The organism is Ornithinimicrobium jinqii (assembly GCF_045032595.1).
Classification (GTDB): Bacteria; Actinomycetota; Actinomycetes; order Actinomycetales; family Dermatophilaceae; genus Ornithinicoccus.
Genome location: NZ_JBJFZS010000012.1, coordinates 99,415 through 117,881, shown reverse-complemented (window position 1 = coordinate 117,881; position 18,467 = coordinate 99,415). Strand labels below are relative to the sequence as shown.

Here is an 18,467-nt window from a genome sequence, read left to right as displayed (position 1 = left end):
TGGCCGTACGCTAGGCATCCTATGTCGCGCCTCACGCTGTTCAGCGTCAGAAACCGTGCCCTGATCGCCCTCATCACCCTGTTCTCGGTGCTCGCCGGGCTCTGGTCGACCTCGGTGCTGCCGCGCGAGCTGTTCCCGTCGCTGCAGTTCCCGGTGCTCCTGGTGACCACCCCGGTCCAGGGCTCCAGCAGCTCGGTCGTCGAGGAGCAGGTCACCAAGCCCGTCGAGGTCGCGGCGCTGGGCCTCAACGACGTCGTCGAGGTCACCTCCAACAGCAGCGACGGCTTCTCCTCGGTCATCGTCGAGCTCGACTACGGCACGAACATGGGCTCCGCCCAGCTGGACCTGCAGCGTGCCGTGCTCGCGCTGCCCACCCTCCCCGAGGGCGCCGAGCCGCAGATCTTCGCCGGCAGCCTCGACGACTTCCCGATCATCCAGCTGGCGGCGTCGGGCGGCTCCGACCCCGAGGACCTCGTCGACCGACTCGAACGCTTCGTCATCCCCGAGATCGAGGACCTCGAGGGCGTGCGTGCCGTCACCCTCTCCGGCGTGGCCGACCGCGTCGTCACCGTCGACCTGGACGAGGAGGAGGCCGCCGCTGCCGGAGCCACCGTGCCGACCGTCGCGCAGCTCCTCCAGGCCAACGGCGTCGTGCTGCCCGGTGGGCAGGTCCTGGACGGCGAGTCCGAGCTGCCGGTGCAGGTCGGCTCCCGCCTGACGTCGGTCGAGGACATCGCCGACCTGCCGCTGCTCACCCCGCAGACGGTCGGTGCCCGCCAGGCCGCAGCGCAGCAGCAGTCCGCCGTCGCCGACGCGCAGACCGCCGCCACCGAGGCCCAGCAGGCGGCCGCCGCCGACCCCACCAACCCCCAGCTGGCCGCCCAGGCCGCCGCAGCGACCGCCGCCGCCGAGCAGGCCACGGCCGCCGGCGACGTCGAGCTGCCGGAGATCCCCACCCTCGGCGACGTCGCCGAGGTGACGCTGCAGACCCAGGAGGCCACGGCATACACCCGCACCAACGGGGAGCCGAGCGTCGGGCTGGCCATCACCAAGACCCCCGACGGCAACGCCGTGGAGATCTCCCACGAGCTGGCCGCGCTGCAGGACGAGATCGGCACCTCCCTCGAGGGCGGGGAGCTCGTCACGATCTACGACGGCGCACCGTTCATCGAGAAGTCCATCGAGGACCTCGCGACCGAGGGCCTGCTCGGCCTCGGGTTCGCGATCCTCGTCGTGCTCGTCTTCCTTCTCTCGGTCCGGCTGACCCTGGTCACCGCCCTGTCGATCCCGCTGTCGCTGCTCATCGCGCTGATCGGCCTGCGCGTGGCCGGCTACAGCCTCAACCTGCTCACCCTCGGCGCGCTGACCATCGCCATCGGCCGCGTCGTCGACGACTCCATCGTCGTCGTCGAGAACATCAAGCGGCACATCGCCCGCGGCGACGAGCGACGCACCGCGGTCGTCGAGGCCACCCGCGAGGTCGCCGGCGCGATCACCTCGGCGACCATCGCCACCGTCGCCGTCTTCCTGCCGCTGGGCTTCGTCGGCGGCCAGGTCGGTGAGCTCTTCAAGCCGTTCGCGGTCACCGTCTCCCTGGCGATGATGGCCTCCCTCCTGGTGGCGCTGACGATCATCCCGGTCCTGGGCTACTGGTTCCTCGGCGGCGGTCGGCAGCACGTCGACGCGGAGAAGGCGGAGCGCCCCGACCGGCTGCAGCGCACCTACCTGCCCGCCCTGCGCAGCGCCCTCGCGCACCCCTGGATCACCGTCGGGCTCGCCGCGCTCCTGCTGGGCGGGACCGGGTATGCCGCGACGCAGCTGAAGACCGACTTCATCGGCAGCTCGGGCGAGAACACGCTGCAGGCCACGCTGACGATGCCCACCGGCACCCGCCTGGCGGACACCGACGCGCAGGCCCGCGAGATCGAGGCGTGGCTGGCCGACAACGAGGACGTCGAGACCTACCAGGTGACCGCCGGCAGCCCCGGGGGCATCGAGGCCGTCTTCCTCGGCAGCGGCGCCAACAGCGCGAGCGTCGCGCTGACCCTCGCCGAGGGCGTGGCCGGCGACACGTTCGGCGAGGAGCTGACGCGGGCCTTCGAGGGCGACCTGCCCCAGGGGGGCAGCCTGGTGGTCTCCGCCGGCCAGCAGCTCGGCTCGAGCAACCTCGAGGTCGTCGTCCAGTCGCAGGACACCGAGGACCTCCGGACCACGTCGCAGGAGGTCGAGGAGGTGCTGGCCGCTGCCGGGGCCGCCGACATCACCAACGACCTGACCGACACCGTGCCCGCGCTCCAGGTCCAGGTGGACCGTGCCGCGGCCGCCGAGGTCGGCCTGACCGAGGTCCAGCTCGGCCAGGTCGTCCAGGCGGCGACCGCCGGTGCGCAGGTCGGCCAGGTCGAGCTCGACGCGCGCCGGCTCGCCGTGGTCGTGCGCCAGGGCAGCGCGGAGGACCGCGCCGACCTGGAGGAGCTGCAGGTCGCCACCGACGCGGACGGCGACCTGGTGCTGCTCACCGATGTCGCCACGGTGCAGGAGGTCGAGGAGTCCGTGCGCATCACCCGCATCGACGGGCTGCGCGCCGCGTCCGTCGAGGGCCGCCCCACCGGCGACGACCTGGGCGCGGTCACCGCCGACCTCACGCAGCGGCTCGAGTCGCTCGACGTGCCGGAGGGCACCTCGGTCGAGCTCGGGGGCGTCAGCGCCGACCAGCGGTCGGCCTTCGCCTCCCTGGCCCTGGCCCTGCTGGCCGCCATCGCCATCGTCTACGTCGTGATGGTCGCGACCTTCAACTCGCTGGTGCAGCCGCTCATCCTGCTCGTCTCGGTGCCGTTCGCGGCCACCGGCTCGATCGGCCTGCTGCTGCTCACCGACAACCCGTTGGACGTCGCCGCGATGATCGGCATGCTGATGCTCGTCGGGATCGTGGTGACCAACGCGATCGTGCTCATCGACCTCATCAACCAGTACCGCGCCAGGGGTCTGGGCCGCCACGAGGCCCTGGTCGAGGGGGCCCGTCACCGCCTCCGGCCCATCATCATGACGGCGCTGGCCACGATCCTGGCGCTGACGCCGATGGCGCTCGCGGTCACCGGCGGCGGCGCGTTCATCTCCCAGCCGCTCGCGATCGTCGTCATCGGCGGCCTCATCACCTCCACGCTCCTGACGCTCATCCTCGTCCCCGTGCTCTACGAGCTGGTCGAGCGCGGCGCGGCCTGGTTCGCCCGCAGGACCCGGCGCACCGCCTGAGCCGAGGCATGCCGTGCATGCCGTGTCTTCCGTGCGCGCCCCGCTGCGCCACGGGGAGCCGGACCCTTGCGCCCTCGCGCTGCTGAGCGTTACCGTGGAGCAGTAGTCACTGTCACTGAGTAGCAGGAGGACGGCCCGTGGGCAAGCAGGCGACGGAGATGCTCAAGGGAGTCCTTGAAGGCATCGTCCTGGCCCTCCTGGCCCACGCGCCCACCTACGGCTACCAGATCACGGCGTCGCTGCGCGACCAGGGGTTCTCCGACATCGCGGAGGGCACCGTCTACGCCCTGCTCGTGCGGGTCGAGCAACGTGGACTGGTCGACGTGGAGAAGGTCCCGTCGGGGAAGGGTCCGCCGCGCAAGGTGTACTCCCTCAACGCTCAGGGGCGCGACTACCTCGACGAGTTCTGGAGGACCTGGAGCTTCCTCACAGAGCGTCTTGACCAGCTCCGCGAAGGAGGCGGGTAGACATGGCCGCAGGGTGGATCGAGCAGCTCACGGGGTCGCTGCAGGACAAGAGGCGCTACCGGCAGTACCGGGAGCGCGTGAAGCAGCTCCCGGGGAGCGACCGCACGGCGGTCGAGGCGCTGGAGCGCTACCTCACCTACCGGGGGGCGATCACCAAGGGGAACGTCCTGATGTCGATGCTGGACGACCTCGTCGACCTGTTCGAGCAGAGCGCGGCAGACGGACGCACGGTGCGCGAGGTCGTCGGGCAGGACCCCGTCGAGTTCGCCGAGACGTTCCTCCGCAACTACGAGGAGGGTCAGTGGATCGCCAAGGAGCGGGAGCGGCTGACGAGAGCCATCCAGGGCGCCGAGGACACCGAGCCCGACCGCGGCGAGGACGGGCGGTGAGATGACGGCCACCCAGCTCTCCCAGCCCGCGATCAGCGTCCGGGCTCTGGAGAAGTCGTTCAAGGAGCTGGACGTGCTGCGCGGGGTGGACCTCGACGTGGCTCGTGGCAGCATCGTCGCCCTGCTGGGCTCCAACGGGGCCGGCAAGACCACCCTGGTGAAGATCCTGTCGACGCTGCTGCGGGCCGACGCGGGGACAGCCCGGGTCAACGGTCTCGACGTCGCCGCGCAGGCGGCCGACGTGCGGAGGTCCATCAGTCTCACCGGCCAGTTCGCGGCGGTCGACGAGATCCTCAGCGGACGGGAGAACCTCGTCCTCGTCGCCCGGTTGCGGCACCTCAAGGACCCGGGCGCGGTCGCGGACGAGCTGCTCCGACGCTTCTCCCTGACCGAGGCTGCCGCGCGGAAGGTGTCCACGTACTCGGGCGGCATGCGCCGCCGGCTCGACATCGCGATGAGCCTGATCGGGAACCCGCCCGTCGTCTTCCTCGACGAGCCGACGACGGGCCTCGACCCCCAGGCGCGCAGCGAGGTGTGGCAGACGGTCAAGGGACTCGCGGAGAGCGGCACGACGGTGCTGCTGACGACGCAGCACCTCGAGGAGGCCGAACAGCTCGCCGACCGCATCGCGATCCTCCACGACGGCCGGATCATCGTCGACGGCACCCTCAGCGAGCTCAGGCGGCTGCTCCCGCCCGCCAGGGTCGAGTACGTCGAGAAGCAGCCCACCCTCGAGGACGTCTTCCTCGCCCTCGTCGGGAACAACCTGGAGGAGGGACGATGAGCACCCGCTTCGTCGGAGACACGGCCGTCCTGCTGGGACGGTCCCTCCGCCACATCACGCGCAGCGTGGACACCATCATCACGACCGCGATCATGCCGATCGCCTTCCTGCTGCTCTTCGTCTACGTGCTCGGTGGCGCGATCGAGACGGGCACCGACTCGTACGTGACCTACCTGCTGCCCGGCATCCTGGTGATCACGATCGCCTCGGGCATCTCCTACACCGCCTTCCGTCTGTTCCTGGACATGAAGAGCGGCATCTTCGAGCGGTTCCAGTCCATGCCGATCGCCCGGTCGTCCGTGCTGTGGGCGCACGTGCTCACGTCGCTGGTCGCCACCCTGATCTCGCTCGCGGTCGTCGTGCTCGTGGCCCTGCTCATGGGGTTCCGCACCGGGGCAGGAGTGCTGGAGTGGCTCGCGGTCACCGGCATCCTGGTCCTGCTCACCCTGGCGCTGACGTGGGTCGCCGTCATCCCCGGCCTCACCGCGAGGTCCGTGGACGGCGCGAGCGCGTTCTCCTACCCGCTCATCCTGCTGCCGTTCGTCAGCTCGGCCTTCGTGCCCACCGACACCATGCCCGGGCCGGTGCGCGCCTTCGCCGAGCACCAACCGGTCACGTCCATCGTCGACACGGTCCGCAACCTCTTCGCCCAGCAGCCCGTCGGCACCGAGATCTGGACCGCCCTCGCCTGGTGCGTCGGCATCCTCGTCGTCGCCTACAGCCTGGCCATGATCACGTACCGGCGCCGGGTCTCCTGACGCCCCGCTCTGCGGAGCCCGGCCCCCCGACGAGGGTTTCCCCGACCCAGCGGTCCGGAACCCGACGGGCACGTACTGTGCGGATGGTGACCGACACCCCCTCCCCCGCCAAAGGACCGACGCCGCCGCTCGTCGGCCCGGCGATCCCCCGCGGTCGGCTGGTCCTCATGCGTCACGGCGAGACGGCGTGGTCACGCACCGGCCAGCACACCGGCCTCACCGACCTCCCCCTGCTCCCCGAGGGCGAGGAGGCGGCCCGCCAGATCACGCACGTCCTGGAGGGTATGCAGTTCGTGCACGTCCGGTCCTCGCCGCTCCAGCGGGCACGGAGGACCGCCGAGCTCGCCGGCCTGGAGGTCGACGAGCTGGACCCGGACCTCGTGGAGTGGGACTACGGCGCCTACGAGGGGCGCTCCACCAGTGACGTCCGCGCCGAGCTGGGCTACCACTGGACCGTCTTCGAGCACGGCGTCCTGCCCGGCGAGACACCCGGGGAGACGGTCGAGGAGGTGTCCGCCCGCGCCAGCCGCGTGCTGGACCGCATCTGGCCACGACTCTTCGACGGGGACGTCTGCCTGGTGGGGCACGGCCACGCCCTGCGCGTCCTGGCCGCGGTCTACCTGCGGCAGGCTCCCCGCTTCGGGGCGCACCTGACCTTCGAGGTGGGTGCCGTGGCGATCCTCGCCCACCACCACGAGGACCCCGTCGTCGAGGCGTGGAACCGCCGCCGGTGAGCTGGCGCCTCAGCGGCGCGGCACCCGACCCCAGCCGTCCGGACCGGCCGAGCCCGCGGCATACTCCTGCAGCGGCACCTCGTGCGCGCGCCAGGCGGCGAGCACCGGCTCGACGATCCGCCACAGCTCCTCCGCCTCGTCGCCACGGATCGTCAGCAGCGGGTCGCCGTCGAGGATCGCGCCCAGCACCTCGCCGTAGGGCAGCATCCGTGGTTTGCCGAGCTCGGCGTGCAGCTCCTTCTGCTCCAGCTCGAAGGGGTTGCCCTCGGCGTTCATCGACAGCCCGACCGTGACGGCGCCCGGCTTGAGCTCGAGCACGAGGGTGTCGGGGTCGCGCGTGTCCTCGAGCCCGACCGGCACGTGCGACGGGGGCCGGAAGGTCACGACGACCTCCTTGCGCGGGCTGCCGAGCGCCTTGCCGCTGCGCAGCACGAACGGCACGCCGGCCCAGCGCGCGTTGTCGAGCTGGACGACGAGCTCGGCGAGCGTCTCGGTGTGGCGCGTGGCGTCGACACCCTCCTCGGCGGCGTAGTCCGGCACCTGCCGGCCCTCGATCGACCCTGCGGTGTAGCGCGCCCGGCGCGAGGCGTGCGCCGGGTCGTGCCCCCACGGGTGGACCGAGCGCAGCACCTGGGCCTTGAGGGAGCGGACCTCCTCGGCGGCCATCGTCGCCGGCGCCTCCATGGCGAAGAACGCGAGGATCTCCAGCAGGTGGGACTGGATCATGTCCAGCAGCGCCCCCGCCCGGTCGTAGTAGCCGGCGCGCCCCTCCAGGGCCAGGCTCTCGTCGTAGACGATCTCGACCTTCTCGATGTGGTCACGCGTCCAGATCGGCTGCAGCAGACGGTTGGCGAAGCGGATGCCGATGAGGTTGAGGATCGTGTTGACGCCGAGGAAGTGGTCGATCCGGAAGATGTCGTTCTCCGGGACCACCCGCAGCAGCTGGCGGTTCAGCTCGCGCGCGGTGGTGAGGTCATTGCCGAACGGCTTCTCCAGCGCCAGCCTCGTGCCCACCGGGACCCTGATCTTCTCGAGCAGCGCGCAGACCTGCACGGTGACCGCCGGCGGCAGCGCGAAGTAGAGCACGGCCGGCGCGCCCACCTCGGCGAGCAGCGCCCGCAGCTGGTCCTCCTGGAGCAGGTCGGTCTGCAGGTAGCGCGAGTCCTCGACGACCGGCCGCGCGACCTCCTGGTCGAGCTCGGCCTCGGCGAAGGCCTCGCGCACCTTGCCCTGCCAGTCGTCCTGCCCCAGCTCGACCCGGTCCGCGCCGACGACGCGCACGCGCCTCCCGGGCTCGGCCGCGAGGAGGGTCCCCAGCCCGGGCAGCAGGAGTCGACGGGTCAGGTCGCCGGAGGCGCCGAGGATGACGAGGGTGGTGGGTGCGTCTGCCATGGCGCCAGTGTGTCAGGCACCGTGCGGGTATGCCGTGCGCGCCGGCCCGTGCGCGTCAGACGACGGCCACGCCCACGAGCGTGCCGATCCCGTAGGTGATCGCCATCGCCAGCGCCCCGCCCAGCATGTTGCGCGCGATCGCCGGCAGCTTCGCGGAGGCGCCGAGGTGGGCGCTGACGGCGCCGGTGAGCAGCAGCGCCACCAGGACCGCGGCGACGGTCACCGCGACCTGCCACGCCGCGGGCGGCAGCAGGATCGCGAGCAGGGGCAGGACGGCGCCGAGGGTGAACGCGACCATCGAGGCCCAGGCGGCGTGCCAGGGGTTGGTCAGGTCGTCCGGGTCGATGCCCAGCTCGGCCTCCGCGTGGGCGGCGAGCGCGTCGTGGGCGGTGAGCTGCTGCGCGACCTCGTGCGCGAGGTCGTCGCTGATCCCCTTCGCGCGGTAGATCCCGGCCAGCTCCTCCAGCTCCTCCTCGGGCTTCTCCTCGAGCTCCCGGCGCTCCCTCTCCAGCAGCGCCCGCTCGCTGTCGCGCTGGGTGCTGACGGAGACGTACTCACCCACCGCCATCGACATCGCGCCGGCCGCCAGGCTCGCCAGACCGGCGACGAGGACGGCCGTGCGCGAGGGGGTCGCTGCGGCGACGCCGAGGACCACGCCGGCCGTGGAGATGATGCCGTCGTTGGCGCCGAGCACTCCCGCCCGCAGCCAGTTGAGGCGGGCGGACGTCGTCCCGGTCGGCTCGTCGTGGGTCAGGTCAGCGGTCACCTCTGCAGTCTGCCGCTGCGGGGGGAGCGCCGGCCAGTGCGGGCAGGCTGCCCTGACCCCCACGGGTAGGCTCGAGGGGAGATGCAGGAGCTGTGGACGGTCCGGAGCGAGTTCTTCTGGGAGGCACGCGGCTTCGTCGTCGCCTACCTCTTCCTCTTCGTCGTCGCGATGCTGCGCGGCCAGGCGACCTACTGGCTCGCGCGGGTCGTCACCCGGCAGACGCTGCGACGGACCTCCCCGACCGTCGGCTGGCGGGCCTCCGTGCACCGGTGGCTCAGCGGTGAGGGGGTCGCCCGCGGCACGACGTCGCTGCAGCGCTGGGGCGTGGGGATGGTCCCGCTGTGCTACCTCACCGTCGGCTTCCAGACGCTCGTGCTGGCGGGGGCCGGGGTCCTGCAGATCCGGTGGCCGGTCTTCACCCTCGCCCAGGTGCCGGGCGCGCTGGCGTGGGCGCTGATCTACAGCACGATCGGGTTCGCGCTCTGGGGCGCGGCGCTGGCCGCGCTCGCGGGGCAGCCGCTGGCGCTCGCCGCCGTGGCCTCGGTCGCCGTGGTGGTCGTCGCGACCCGTGCGGTCCTGCGGCGCCGACGCGCCTGACACCCGGCCGCGAGGGCCAGCCCTCCTCGCCGACCCCGCGCTACTCGCCCACCTGGGCCGGGCACCCGTCCGGCAGCCCGGGCGGACCCGCGTCGCCCCCGCCCACGGTGCCCACCCCATACCCGCCCGCCTCGCCCGCCTCGTGAGCCCGCGCCCGGCCGAGGTTCCACGCCAGCCAGTCGTCGGGGTCGGGCAGGCCCTGCCCGGCGACCACGCACTCCGCGAGGTCGGGGGGCAGCCGCTCCACGACCACCGGGGTGGCGTCCGGCCCGAGGGTCGAGAGGTAGGCGAGGTCGAGTCGCCCGGTGGCCTCGTACCGCTCGACGTTCTGCCGCGCCACCCACGCCTCCGGGTTCGCGAGCCCGACACCCAGGAGCAGCGCGGCCCCTGTCGCCAGGGCCGCGCGCGGCAGCCAGCGGCCCGACAGCCGCACCCCGGCGACCATGACGAGGACGACGAGCACTCCGAGCCACACCTCGAACGCGTCGACGAGGACGCGCAGCACCGTGAACCCGTAGGCCTGCTGGTAGACGGCCATCCGGTAGAGCGCCGAGGCCACGACGACGAGCGTGAGGACGCACAGCGTGCCGAGCACGGCGCGCAGCACCAGCCGGTCGCGGGGGGTGGTCCGCGGCGCGACCCGCACGGCGATCGCGATCGTCGCCAGCGTCAGCGCCGTCGCGACCGTGAGCTGCGCGAACCCCTGGTGGACGGACTCCGCGTAGCTCATCCCCGTGGTCCGGCGGACGTAGTCGTGCCCGCCCCACATGGCCGACGCCTGCGCGGCGAGGAAGACGACGTACACCGCTACCACCACCCCCACCGGCACCAGCCACTCCCACGCCCGGGAGACCGGCCGCCCCGCGGGCAGGGTCACCCGCTCGACCCGCGGCGGGTTGAGCGCGAGGTAGCAGGCGGCGAGCACGACACCGCCCACGAAGAACCAGACGAACGCGCGCAGGACGAGGCTGTCCGCGAGCTGCACCTCGGGCACCACCCGGGAGACCCACGACCCGAACACGGCGTCGCCCGAGGCGAACAGCCCACCGAAGACGACCAGCGCGACGAGCGAGACCGCCGCGGTGCGCAGCACGGGCCAGAGGGTGCGGTGCCGGCTGGTCGCGGCCAGCGTGCGACCCAGCAGCGGCAGCCCCCGCAGCCCGCTCAGCACCCACGAGGCCGCGCCGGCGACCATCGGCAGCACCCCGCGGGCGTCGGTGAGCGACGTGGTCACGAGCGCCGCGACCGCCAGCAGCGCGAGCACCGGGAGCCACTCCGCGGCCCGCAGCACGACCAGGGAGCCGAGCCCGACGCTCAGGACCGTGGCCAGGGCGGTCCAGCGGCGGTGCCGGTGCACGGACAGCGACAGGACCAGCGCCCCCGCGACGAGCAGCACGAGCAGGGTCCCCAGCCCCGGGTTGCGGTACGGGAAGACCGCTGCCGCGAGCGCCCCCACCGCCACCGAGGCGAACAGCGGCACCGGGGCCGTGCGCGGGCCCCGGTCCGGCCACCAGTCGCCCAGCGGGTCGGTCGCCGCCGGCGCGGTCCGGGCGGCGGGCGTCGCCGGCACAGGCACCTCCGGGTATGTCGTACTCGCCGGGTCGGGGGTGGCCGCCACGGCCCGGCCGACGGTGGTGGGGACGGGGCTCGCCACCTCCCGTGCGGCGGGGTCCACGGGCAGCAGGGCCCGGACACGGGCGCCCGGGGCGCCGTCCTCGCGGGCGACGGCGGCGATCGAGCCGCCGTGCAGCCGGCACACCCAGCTGGCGATCGCGAGCCCGAGGCCGGTGCCGCCGCTGCTGTCGTCGCCGACGCCGAACCGGGTGAAGAGCCGCTCGGCCTGCTCCGGGGGGATGCCGGGGCCGTCGTCCGAGACCTCCAGGGACCAGCGCCCGTCCGCCTCCGTGGCGGCGCGCACCCGCACGAGGCCCCCGGCAGGACTGTGCCGCACGGCGTTGTCGAGGAGGTTGGCGACGAGCTGGGCGATCCGCGCCTCGTCGGCCTGCACCTGCAGGTCGGGAGGCTCGGCGACGCGCTCGACGCGGACCGGCCGGCCACCGACCGTCACCTCGGCGACGAGACGGTCCAGGAGGCTGCCGACGTGCACGGTGGCCAGGCGCAGGGGTTCGGCGCCCCCGTCGACGCGGCTGAGGTCGAGCAGGTCGGAGACCAGGGAGCTGAGCCGCTCGGACTGCTGCAGCGCGGTCTGCAGGGCCTGGTCGTCGGGGCGCACGACGCCGTCGACGAGGTTCTCCAGCAGGGCCCGCTGCGCCGCCAGCGGCGTGCGCAGCTCGTGCGAGACGGTGGCGACCAGCTGCCGCCGCTCCTGGTCGGCGGTGCCGAGGTCGGCGGCCATCGTGTTGAACGCCCGAGCCAGCCGACCGACCTCGTCGGGAGAGGTCGCCGTCACCCGCGCGGAGTAGTCACCGGTGGCCATCCGCCCGGCCGCCCGCGTCATCTCGCGCAGCGGCGAGGTCATCCCCCGCGCCAGCCACAGCGTGACGAGCAGGCTCGCGGCCAGCGTGACGGGGAGGGTGAGCCAGCCGGGCACCCCGGCGCGTGACCCGACCTGCATCGTCACGACGGCGGCCAGGATGCTCCCTGCGACGAGGAGGCCGATCTTGACCCTGATCGAGGCGATGCCGTCGAGGGGAGGGGACGTGTGCGGCATACCCCTCAGCCCTCCAGCGCGTAGCCGACGCCGTGCACGGTGCGCACCCGGTCGGCCCCGGTCTTGGCGCGCAGCGACTTGACGTGGCTGTCCAGGGTGCGGCTGCCACGGGCGTCGGCCCAGCCCCAGACCTCGGTCATCAGGGCCTCGCGGGTGTGGACCTCGCCGGGCCGTTCGGCCAGCACCGCGAGCAGGTCGAACTCCAGCGGCGTGAGGTGCACCTCGGCGCCGGCGACGTGGACGCGGCGGGTGGCACGGTCGACGACCAGGTCGCCGGCGACGAGACCGCCCTGCGGGGTCGCGGCCAGCTCGGCGGCCCGGTCGACGCGGCGCAGCAGGGCGCGGACGCGGGCCACCACCTCGCGCATCCGGAACGGCTTGGTCACGTAGTCGTCGGCACCGACGCCGAGACCGACGAGCACGTCCGTCTCCTCGACGCGGGCGGTGAGCATCAGGACGGGGACCGGCCGGCGCGCCTGGATCCGCCGGCACACCTCCAGCCCGTCGAGCCCGGGCAGCATGACGTCGAGGACCACGAGGTCGGGCTCGTGCTCGTCGAAGGCGGTCAGCGCACCGGGTCCGTCCACCGCTCGGACCACGGCGAAGCCCTCGGCGGTGAGACGGTCGGTGAGCGCCTGGTTGATCGTCGGGTCGTCCTCGACGACCAGGAGCGTGTGCATGCTCCCGAGCCTAGGAGCGCGGGCGGGGGGACCGTGCGCCGCCGGTGTGGAGATCCTGTGAAGGTCCGGGTCAGGAGCACGGCGGTGAGAGTGTGGGGTCAGCGGCGGCGGGGGAACGCGGTGGGCGTGGCAGAACGCGGGTCAGACCACGCAGGTCGGTGCCGCCCAGGCCAGCGAGTGACCGGTCTGCTCCAGCTGGCCCTCGTCGACGGCCAGGACGTCGACCGAGCCCTCCCGCTCCGCCGCGACGAGCAGCCGATGGCCCTCGTGGCCCGGGACCCAGCCGACGAACCGCGGCCAGTGCGCGGTGACGACCTGCTGCCGCATCGTGAGCGTGCCGTCGTCGGCGACGGCGTAGACGGAGACCGTGTCCGCGCCGCGGGTCGAGACGTAGAGGTGCGAGCCGTCGGGCGACACCACGACGCCGGCGGTCGTCTCCTCCGGCTCGGGCCCGTCGGGGTCGGTCGTCACCGACTGCACCACCTGCCAGCCCGAGCCGTCGTGGCGCAGCACGTGCACCAGCTGGTCGAGCTCCCCCACGACCCACGCCAGGTCGTCGCGACCCGGCGCCAGCGCCAGGTGGCGCGGCCCGGTGCCCGAGAGGAGGACGACGTCACCCGTGTGCCGGAGGGTGCCGTCCTCGATGCTCACCTCGTGGACCCTGTCGGTGCCGAGGTCGCACACCAGCAGCCGCCGCGCGTCGAGGAAGACCGCCTGGTGCGCGTGCGGCGCGTCCTGCCGCTCGTGCGGCCCGTCGCCCTCGAACTCCAGCGAGTCGACCAGCTCCAGCAGGTCCCCGTCCGCCGCTACCAGCCCGATGCTGCCCCCGACGTAGTTGCTCACCACCAGCCACCGTCCGTCCGGGCCCACCGCCACGTGGCAGGGTCCCTCCCCGCCGCTGGCCGCGCTCGCGACCACGCCCTGCCCGGGACGCACCCGCGCGACGGCACCGCCGCCTCCCTCGGAGACGGCATACAGCACGGGGTCCTCGCCCTCCCCCCGCACCAGCCAGGACGGGTCCGGAGGGCCCGCGAGCGGCTCGGCGTCGCCGAACCCGCGGACGAGGTCGTAGCTGACGCGGGCCAGCCCGGAGGATCCCTCCGGCTGGTCGGTGGTGTAGCCGCCGAGGTAGAGCATCACCCTGCTCACCCTGCCACACGGCGCTGCGGTTGCCGCCGGGCCGTCCGACCCGCGAGAGTGGACCCCATGGTCAGCGCCGAGTACGAGCAGGACACCACCCAGGGCAGTCCCACTCTGCGGATCCGGTCGCGCGGACGTGCGGTGCTGTCCAACCCGATGACCAACCGCGGCACGGCCTTCACCGCCGAGCAGCGCCAGGCCCTGGGCCTCGACGGGCTGATGCCGACGGGCTTCACCACGATGGAGAGCCAGACCCGGCGCGTCTACGAGCAGTACCGCAGCACCAACACGATGCTCGGCAAGTTCCTCAACCTGCAGGCGCTGCGGGACCGCAACGAGATCCTCTTCTACCACCTGCTCTCGGCGCACCTCGAGGAGATGCTGCCGGTCATCTACACGCCCACCATCGGCGAGGCGATCGAGCGGTTCAGCCACACCTACAACCGGCCGCGCGGCGTCTTCCTGTCGATCGACCGGCCCGAGCTGATCGAGACGTCGCTGGGCAACTACGGCCTCGGCGCCGACGACGTCGACCTCGTCTGCGTCACCGACTCCGAGGGCATCCTGGGCATCGGCGACCAGGGCATCGGTGGCATCCAGATCGCGATCGGCAAGCTGTCGGTCTACACCGCCGCCGCCGGGATCCACCCCCGCCGCGTCATCCCGGTCGTGCTCGACGTGGGCACGGACAACCTCGGGCTGCTCTCCAGCGACTTCTACCTGGGCGAGCGGCACAGCCGCGTGCGCGGGCAGCGGTACGACGACTTCGTCGAGGACTTCGTCACCGCGGTCAAGGAGCTCTTCCCCCGGGCGATGATCCACTGGGAGGACATCGGCACCGCCAACGCGCACCGGATCCTGCACCGCTACCGCGACGAGGTGTGCAGCTTCAACGACGACATCCAGGGCACCGCAGCCGTCGTGCTCGCGGCCATCCTCGCGGCCGTCGACGTCACCGGCATCGACCTCGACGACCACCGGATCGTGGTCTTCGGCGCCGGGAGCGCGGGCATCGGCATCGCCGGGCTGGTGCGCGACCAGATGCTGCGGACCGGGGCGTCCGAGACGTTCGAGGAGGCGTGCGCACGGTTCTGGCCGATCGGCATCCAGGGCCTCTACGTCGACGACGACCCGCGCCTGCTCGACTTCCAGAAGCCCTACGCCCGCACCCGGGCCGAGGTCGACGCGTGGGACGTCACCGACCCGAGCCACATCGGGCTGCTCGACGTCGTGCGCAACGTCAAGCCGACGATCCTCATCGGCACCTCGACCAGGGGCGGCGCCTTCACCCGCGCGGTCGTCGAGGAGATGGCCCGCAACAACGCCCGGCCGATCATCTTCCCGCTGTCCAACCCGACCAGCCGGGCCGAGGCGACGCCGACCGACGTCCTGGAGTGGTCCGACGGACGCGCGCTCATCGCGACCGGCAGCCCGTTCGGTCCGGTGGACCACGCCGGCATCCGGCACACCATCGCGCAGTCCAACAACGCCCTGATCTTCCCGGGGCTCGGTCTGGGCGTGGCCGCGTGCCGCGCCACCCGGATCACCGAGGCGATGATCGCCGCCGCGGCCGAGGCCCTGGCCGGGCTGGTCAACGCCTGGCGCCCCGGCGCACCGCTGCTGCCCGGCATGAGCGACCTCCGTCTCGTCTCGGCGACGGTGGCGATCGCGGTGGCCAAGCAGGCGACCGCGGACGGGGTTGCCGAGCAGCCGCTGACCGACCCGATCCAGCAGGTCTACGAGCGCATGTGGCAGCCCCGCTACCCCGAGGTCGAGGTCATCTGAGCGTCCGGCGGTCCCGACCGGCCCTCACTCGTCGCCCAGCGTCGTCTGCTCCCACTCCTCCATGGCCATGACCGTCGACGGGTCGGGGGGAACGAGGTTCAGCGACCGGCCCCACGCGTCGATCGTGGCCACCATCGTGGCCTCGTCGCCGGACGCCTCGACGCGGCGCATCCGGCCGGCCGCGTCGAGCCACACGTGGTAGAAGAGGGCCTCGGGCCACAGGCTGGAGAAGGAGGACGTCTCGCCGTCGGTGCCGCCCAGCGAACTCTCCTCGAGGGTCACGAGATAGCGGTCCAGCTCGACGCCGTTCCTCTCCTCGGACTCGACGAACGACACCGCCTCCCCGTTGCGGTCCCACTCGCCCCACAGCGTCTCCACGAAGGTCAGGGGGCTGTCAGGACCGAACATGCCCGGCTGGTAGAGGCCCAGGTCCGCCAGGGCGAACTCGACGTACTCCACGCCCCCCGCCGGCGCCGGGAGGCCCGCCTCCTGGAGGGGCACCGTGCTGTAGACGACGCCGTCGAGCACGACCATCCGCATCTCCGCGACGCCTGTGCCGTCGTCCATCTCCAGGGTGGCGTCCAGCTCGGGGTCCTCGCCCCGGAAGTCCGCCCTGACCGTGGCCCTCTGGCGGCCCGCACCCATCGGCATGCCCCTTCCGGAGGTGACGTCCAGGACCACCACCTGCGAGCCGAGCACGTCGTCACCCGGCGCCCGCAGCATCTCCAGGAAGCCCGCCACCGACAGCTCCTCGGTGTCCCCCGGCCCGACGTCGTCGGAGGTGGCGCCGACGTCGTCGGACGGGGAGCCGACGTCCGCGGACGGGGCGCCGACGTCCGCGGACGGGGCGCTGGACGTGGTGACCGACGCCGCGGTGGGGCCCGCGTCGGGACTGAGCTCCGCCCCCTGGGTGTCACAGCCTCCCAGCACCGCCAACGCGGCACCGGTCAGACCGGTCAGACACACCCTGCGCCACGTGCGGCTCGCTGCCTTCTTCACGCCCGTCGCCTCCTCGCGTGACGTCCGGGTCCGGTCGTCGGGCGGGGTGCAGGACGGCCGGGCTCCCGCACCTCCATTGTGCTCGTCCACCCCCCCCGTGGCAGGGCGTGATCTCCGACACGACGTCGTGCACCAGGTCGGCGACGGGCCGTCAGGCGGTGCGGTGCCTCGTGCGGCGGTGCACCAGGAGCGAGACGCCGAGCACGAGCAGCCCGCCCAGCGAGAGACCGGCCCCGACGAGCGACGGCGAGCGGTAGCCCCAGCCCGCGGCGATCACCAGGCCGCCCACCCAGGCCCCGAGGGCGTTGGCGACGTTGAGCGAGGAGTGGTTCATCGCGGCGCCCAGGGTCCGGGCCGGACCGGCGACCGACATCAGGCGGAGCTGGAGGGCGACGACCCAGGACGAGCCGGCCAGGCCGATGACCGCCACGGTGAGCAGCGCCGGCACCAGCCAGCGGGAGGTCTGCCAGAACGCCAGCAGGGAGCCGGCCGACGCCAGCCCCATGATGAGCAGGGTCCGCAGCACCGACCAGTCGCCCAACCGGCCGCCCAGCCAGGTCCCGACGACCGACAGCGCGCCGTAGACGAAGAGGAAGACCGGCACCCACGCCTGGTCCATCCCGGTGACGTCGGTGATGGTGGGCGCGATGTAGGAGTACATCGCGAACATGCCGCCGAAGCCGATGGCGCCGATGAGCATGGTGAGCCAGAACTGCAGGTTGGCGAAGGCGGCCAGCTCGGTGCGGAACGACTGGTCGCGCTCGCCGGGGAAGTGCGGCACCCAGGCGCGCACGAGGACGACGGTGAGCACGCCGATGACGGCGACGGCCCAGTACGCCACCCTCCAGCCCAGCTCCTGCCCGGCCCAGGTCCCCAGGGGCACGCCGGCGACCATCGCGACCGGGATGCCGAGCATCACCGTGCCGACCGCGCGCCCGCCCCTGCCCGGCGGCGCCATCGCGACCGCGACCAGCGCGGCCAGCCCGAAGAAGGCTCCGTGCGGCAGACCGGCGAGGAAGCGTGCGGCGAGGAGGGTGCCGTAGGTCGGGGCCAGCGCGCTGAGGGCGTTGCCCACGGCGAAGACGGCCATGAGCACGACGAGGACCGCCCGACGCGGCAGCTTGGCCGCCCCGAGCGCGACGAGGGGGGACCCGACGACCACACCCCCGGCATACGCCGAGATGGTGTGCCCCGCCGTCGGGATGTCCACCCCCACGCCCTCGCCGATCTGCGGCAGCAGCCCCATGGTGACGAACTCGGTGATCCCGATGCCGATGCCGCCGGTCACCAGTGCCAGCGAGGCCAGTGTGCGGGTGCGGGGTTCGGCGACGTGGGTGCCTGCGGGCAGGGTCAAGGAAGGAGCCCTTTTCTCAAGGGTGCGCGACGGTGGGGGTCCCTCCAGGGTAGGGCCTCGCTCAGCCGTCGACCGCCTCCGCGATCGCGACGAAGTTCGCGCGGCGGTGCCCGTCCTGCCGCTCCCCGAGGGAGTCGTCGCAGGTGATGAGGGCGAGGCGCGCCACGTCGTCCTGGTCGCCCCACACCTCCGGCGAGGTCTGCAAGCCCTCCTTGGACAGCTGCTCGGTGTGCGTGACGACGAAGTCACGGCTCTGCCCGTTGCCGTAGCCCACCGTGACCACGTCCCCCTCGACGACCTCCCCCAGGTCGTAGAAGACGTCCGGCTCGTCGTAGTAGTCCATGTGCGCCGCGACGACCGCCGTGCCCAGCTGGCCGGGGACGACGCGGTCGGTGCCCGTGTACCAGATCAGGTCGCCCTGGTCCGGGTTGATCGTGCCCTGCGGGGTGAGCCCCTCGGCCGCGACGGGCTGCTCGTCGATGTTCGCGGTCTCGACGCTGACCCAAGCCGGGGCGTCGGGACCGTCCGCCTGGACGTCACGACCCGAGGTCCCCTCGAGAGCCCCGACCGCCTGCACCGCCAGCGTGCTCACCCCGAGCGTGGCGACGAGCAGTGCGGTGGGGACGAGGAGGCGAGGACCTCGGGTCATGACGGTTCCTGCAGCTGAAGGAGGGTGGCTCACGATATGGCGTGCGCCGCGCC

Annotated in this window: 16 protein-coding genes; 8 read left to right on the top strand and 8 right to left on the bottom strand. The window is 72.9% G+C overall.

Annotated features, from left to right (window positions below; genetic code table 11):
* Positions 1 to 21: 21 nt before the first annotated feature.
* The 6 genes from ACI3ET_RS05780 (at position 22) to ACI3ET_RS05755 (ending at position 6,381) form a co-directional block, all read left to right on the top strand.
* On the top strand, positions 22 to 3,249 hold the full coding sequence (locus tag ACI3ET_RS05780; protein WP_405032026.1) for an efflux RND transporter permease subunit: 3,228 nt from the start codon (positions 22 to 24) through the stop codon (positions 3,247 to 3,249).
* Positions 3,250 to 3,386: 137 nt separating this feature from the next.
* Entirely contained in the window at positions 3,387 to 3,716 is a 330-nt protein-coding gene (locus ACI3ET_RS05775) for a PadR family transcriptional regulator (protein WP_405032025.1), read from the top strand.
* Between the two features lie 2 nt (positions 3,717 to 3,718).
* The gene (locus ACI3ET_RS05770; RefSeq protein WP_405032024.1) at positions 3,719 to 4,105 is read left to right on the top strand and encodes a DUF1048 domain-containing protein; all 387 of its coding nucleotides are present in this window, start codon (positions 3,719 to 3,721) and stop codon (positions 4,103 to 4,105) included.
* A 1-nt stretch (position 4,106) separates the two neighbouring features.
* Positions 4,107 to 4,889 carry an ABC transporter ATP-binding protein gene (locus ACI3ET_RS05765; RefSeq protein ID WP_405032023.1) on the top strand — a complete coding sequence of 261 codons (783 nt, stop codon included), beginning with the start codon at positions 4,107 to 4,109 and terminating at the stop codon, positions 4,887 to 4,889.
* Complete coding sequence (locus tag ACI3ET_RS05760; RefSeq protein WP_405032022.1) at positions 4,886 to 5,647, top strand: ABC transporter permease; 762 nt, start codon at positions 4,886 to 4,888, stop codon at positions 5,645 to 5,647. Before ACI3ET_RS05765 ends, ACI3ET_RS05760 begins: the two co-directional genes overlap by 4 nt.
* 83 nt (positions 5,648 to 5,730) lie before the next feature.
* The gene (locus tag ACI3ET_RS05755) at positions 5,731 to 6,381 is read left to right on the top strand and encodes a histidine phosphatase family protein (RefSeq protein ID WP_405032021.1); all 651 of its coding nucleotides are present in this window, start codon (positions 5,731 to 5,733) and stop codon (positions 6,379 to 6,381) included.
* A gap of 9 nt (positions 6,382 to 6,390) precedes the next feature.
* Here the strand turns inward: ACI3ET_RS05755 and ACI3ET_RS05750 are convergent, their stop codons facing one another.
* Together ACI3ET_RS05750 and ACI3ET_RS05745 are read right to left on the bottom strand one after the other, a co-directional pair.
* On the bottom strand, positions 6,391 to 7,773 hold the full coding sequence (locus ACI3ET_RS05750; RefSeq protein ID WP_405032020.1) for a glucose-6-phosphate dehydrogenase: 1,383 nt from the start codon (positions 7,771 to 7,773) through the stop codon (positions 6,391 to 6,393).
* A 55-nt stretch (positions 7,774 to 7,828) separates the two neighbouring features.
* Positions 7,829 to 8,539: a VIT1/CCC1 transporter family protein gene (locus tag ACI3ET_RS05745; protein ID WP_405032019.1), complete on the bottom strand. Its 711-nt coding sequence runs from the start codon at positions 8,537 to 8,539 to the stop codon at positions 7,829 to 7,831.
* Between the two features lie 81 nt (positions 8,540 to 8,620).
* Here ACI3ET_RS05745 and ACI3ET_RS05740 point away from each other — a divergent pair, with 81 nt between their 5' ends.
* Positions 8,621 to 9,136 carry a hypothetical protein gene (locus ACI3ET_RS05740; protein WP_405032018.1) on the top strand — a complete coding sequence of 172 codons (516 nt, stop codon included), beginning with the start codon at positions 8,621 to 8,623 and terminating at the stop codon, positions 9,134 to 9,136.
* A gap of 40 nt (positions 9,137 to 9,176) precedes the next feature.
* On the opposite strand, the gene ACI3ET_RS05735 is transcribed toward ACI3ET_RS05740, so the two are convergent.
* The 3 genes from ACI3ET_RS05735 to ACI3ET_RS05725 form a co-directional block, all read right to left on the bottom strand.
* Positions 9,177 to 11,807 (bottom strand): DUF4153 domain-containing protein, encoded by a 2,631-nt coding sequence (locus ACI3ET_RS05735; RefSeq protein ID WP_405032017.1) that lies wholly within the window; start codon positions 11,805 to 11,807, stop codon positions 9,177 to 9,179.
* Positions 11,808 to 11,812: 5 nt separating this feature from the next.
* Complete coding sequence (locus tag ACI3ET_RS05730) at positions 11,813 to 12,487, bottom strand: response regulator (RefSeq protein WP_405032016.1); 675 nt, start codon at positions 12,485 to 12,487, stop codon at positions 11,813 to 11,815.
* 141 nt (positions 12,488 to 12,628) lie between these two features.
* Positions 12,629 to 13,624, bottom strand: a complete 996-nt coding sequence (locus tag ACI3ET_RS05725) for a lactonase family protein (protein WP_405032089.1) — start codon at positions 13,622 to 13,624, stop codon at positions 12,629 to 12,631.
* A 69-nt stretch (positions 13,625 to 13,693) separates the two neighbouring features.
* On the opposite strand from ACI3ET_RS05725, the gene ACI3ET_RS05720 reads away from it, so the two are divergent.
* Entirely contained in the window at positions 13,694 to 15,412 is a 1,719-nt protein-coding gene (locus ACI3ET_RS05720) for an NAD-dependent malic enzyme (protein WP_405032015.1), read from the top strand.
* Positions 15,413 to 15,436: 24 nt separating this feature from the next.
* Here the strand turns inward: ACI3ET_RS05720 and ACI3ET_RS05715 are convergent, their stop codons facing one another.
* From ACI3ET_RS05715 to ACI3ET_RS05705, 3 genes are all read right to left on the bottom strand, one after another.
* Positions 15,437 to 16,411, bottom strand: a complete 975-nt coding sequence (locus ACI3ET_RS05715) for a hypothetical protein (protein WP_405032014.1) — start codon at positions 16,409 to 16,411, stop codon at positions 15,437 to 15,439.
* A 151-nt stretch (positions 16,412 to 16,562) separates the two neighbouring features.
* Positions 16,563 to 17,765, bottom strand: a complete 1,203-nt coding sequence (locus tag ACI3ET_RS05710) for an MFS transporter (RefSeq protein WP_405032013.1) — start codon at positions 17,763 to 17,765, stop codon at positions 16,563 to 16,565.
* Between the two features lie 61 nt (positions 17,766 to 17,826).
* Positions 17,827 to 18,414 (bottom strand): class F sortase, encoded by a 588-nt coding sequence (locus ACI3ET_RS05705; RefSeq protein WP_405032012.1) that lies wholly within the window; start codon positions 18,412 to 18,414, stop codon positions 17,827 to 17,829.
* Between the last annotated feature and the right edge of the window lie 53 nt (positions 18,415 to 18,467).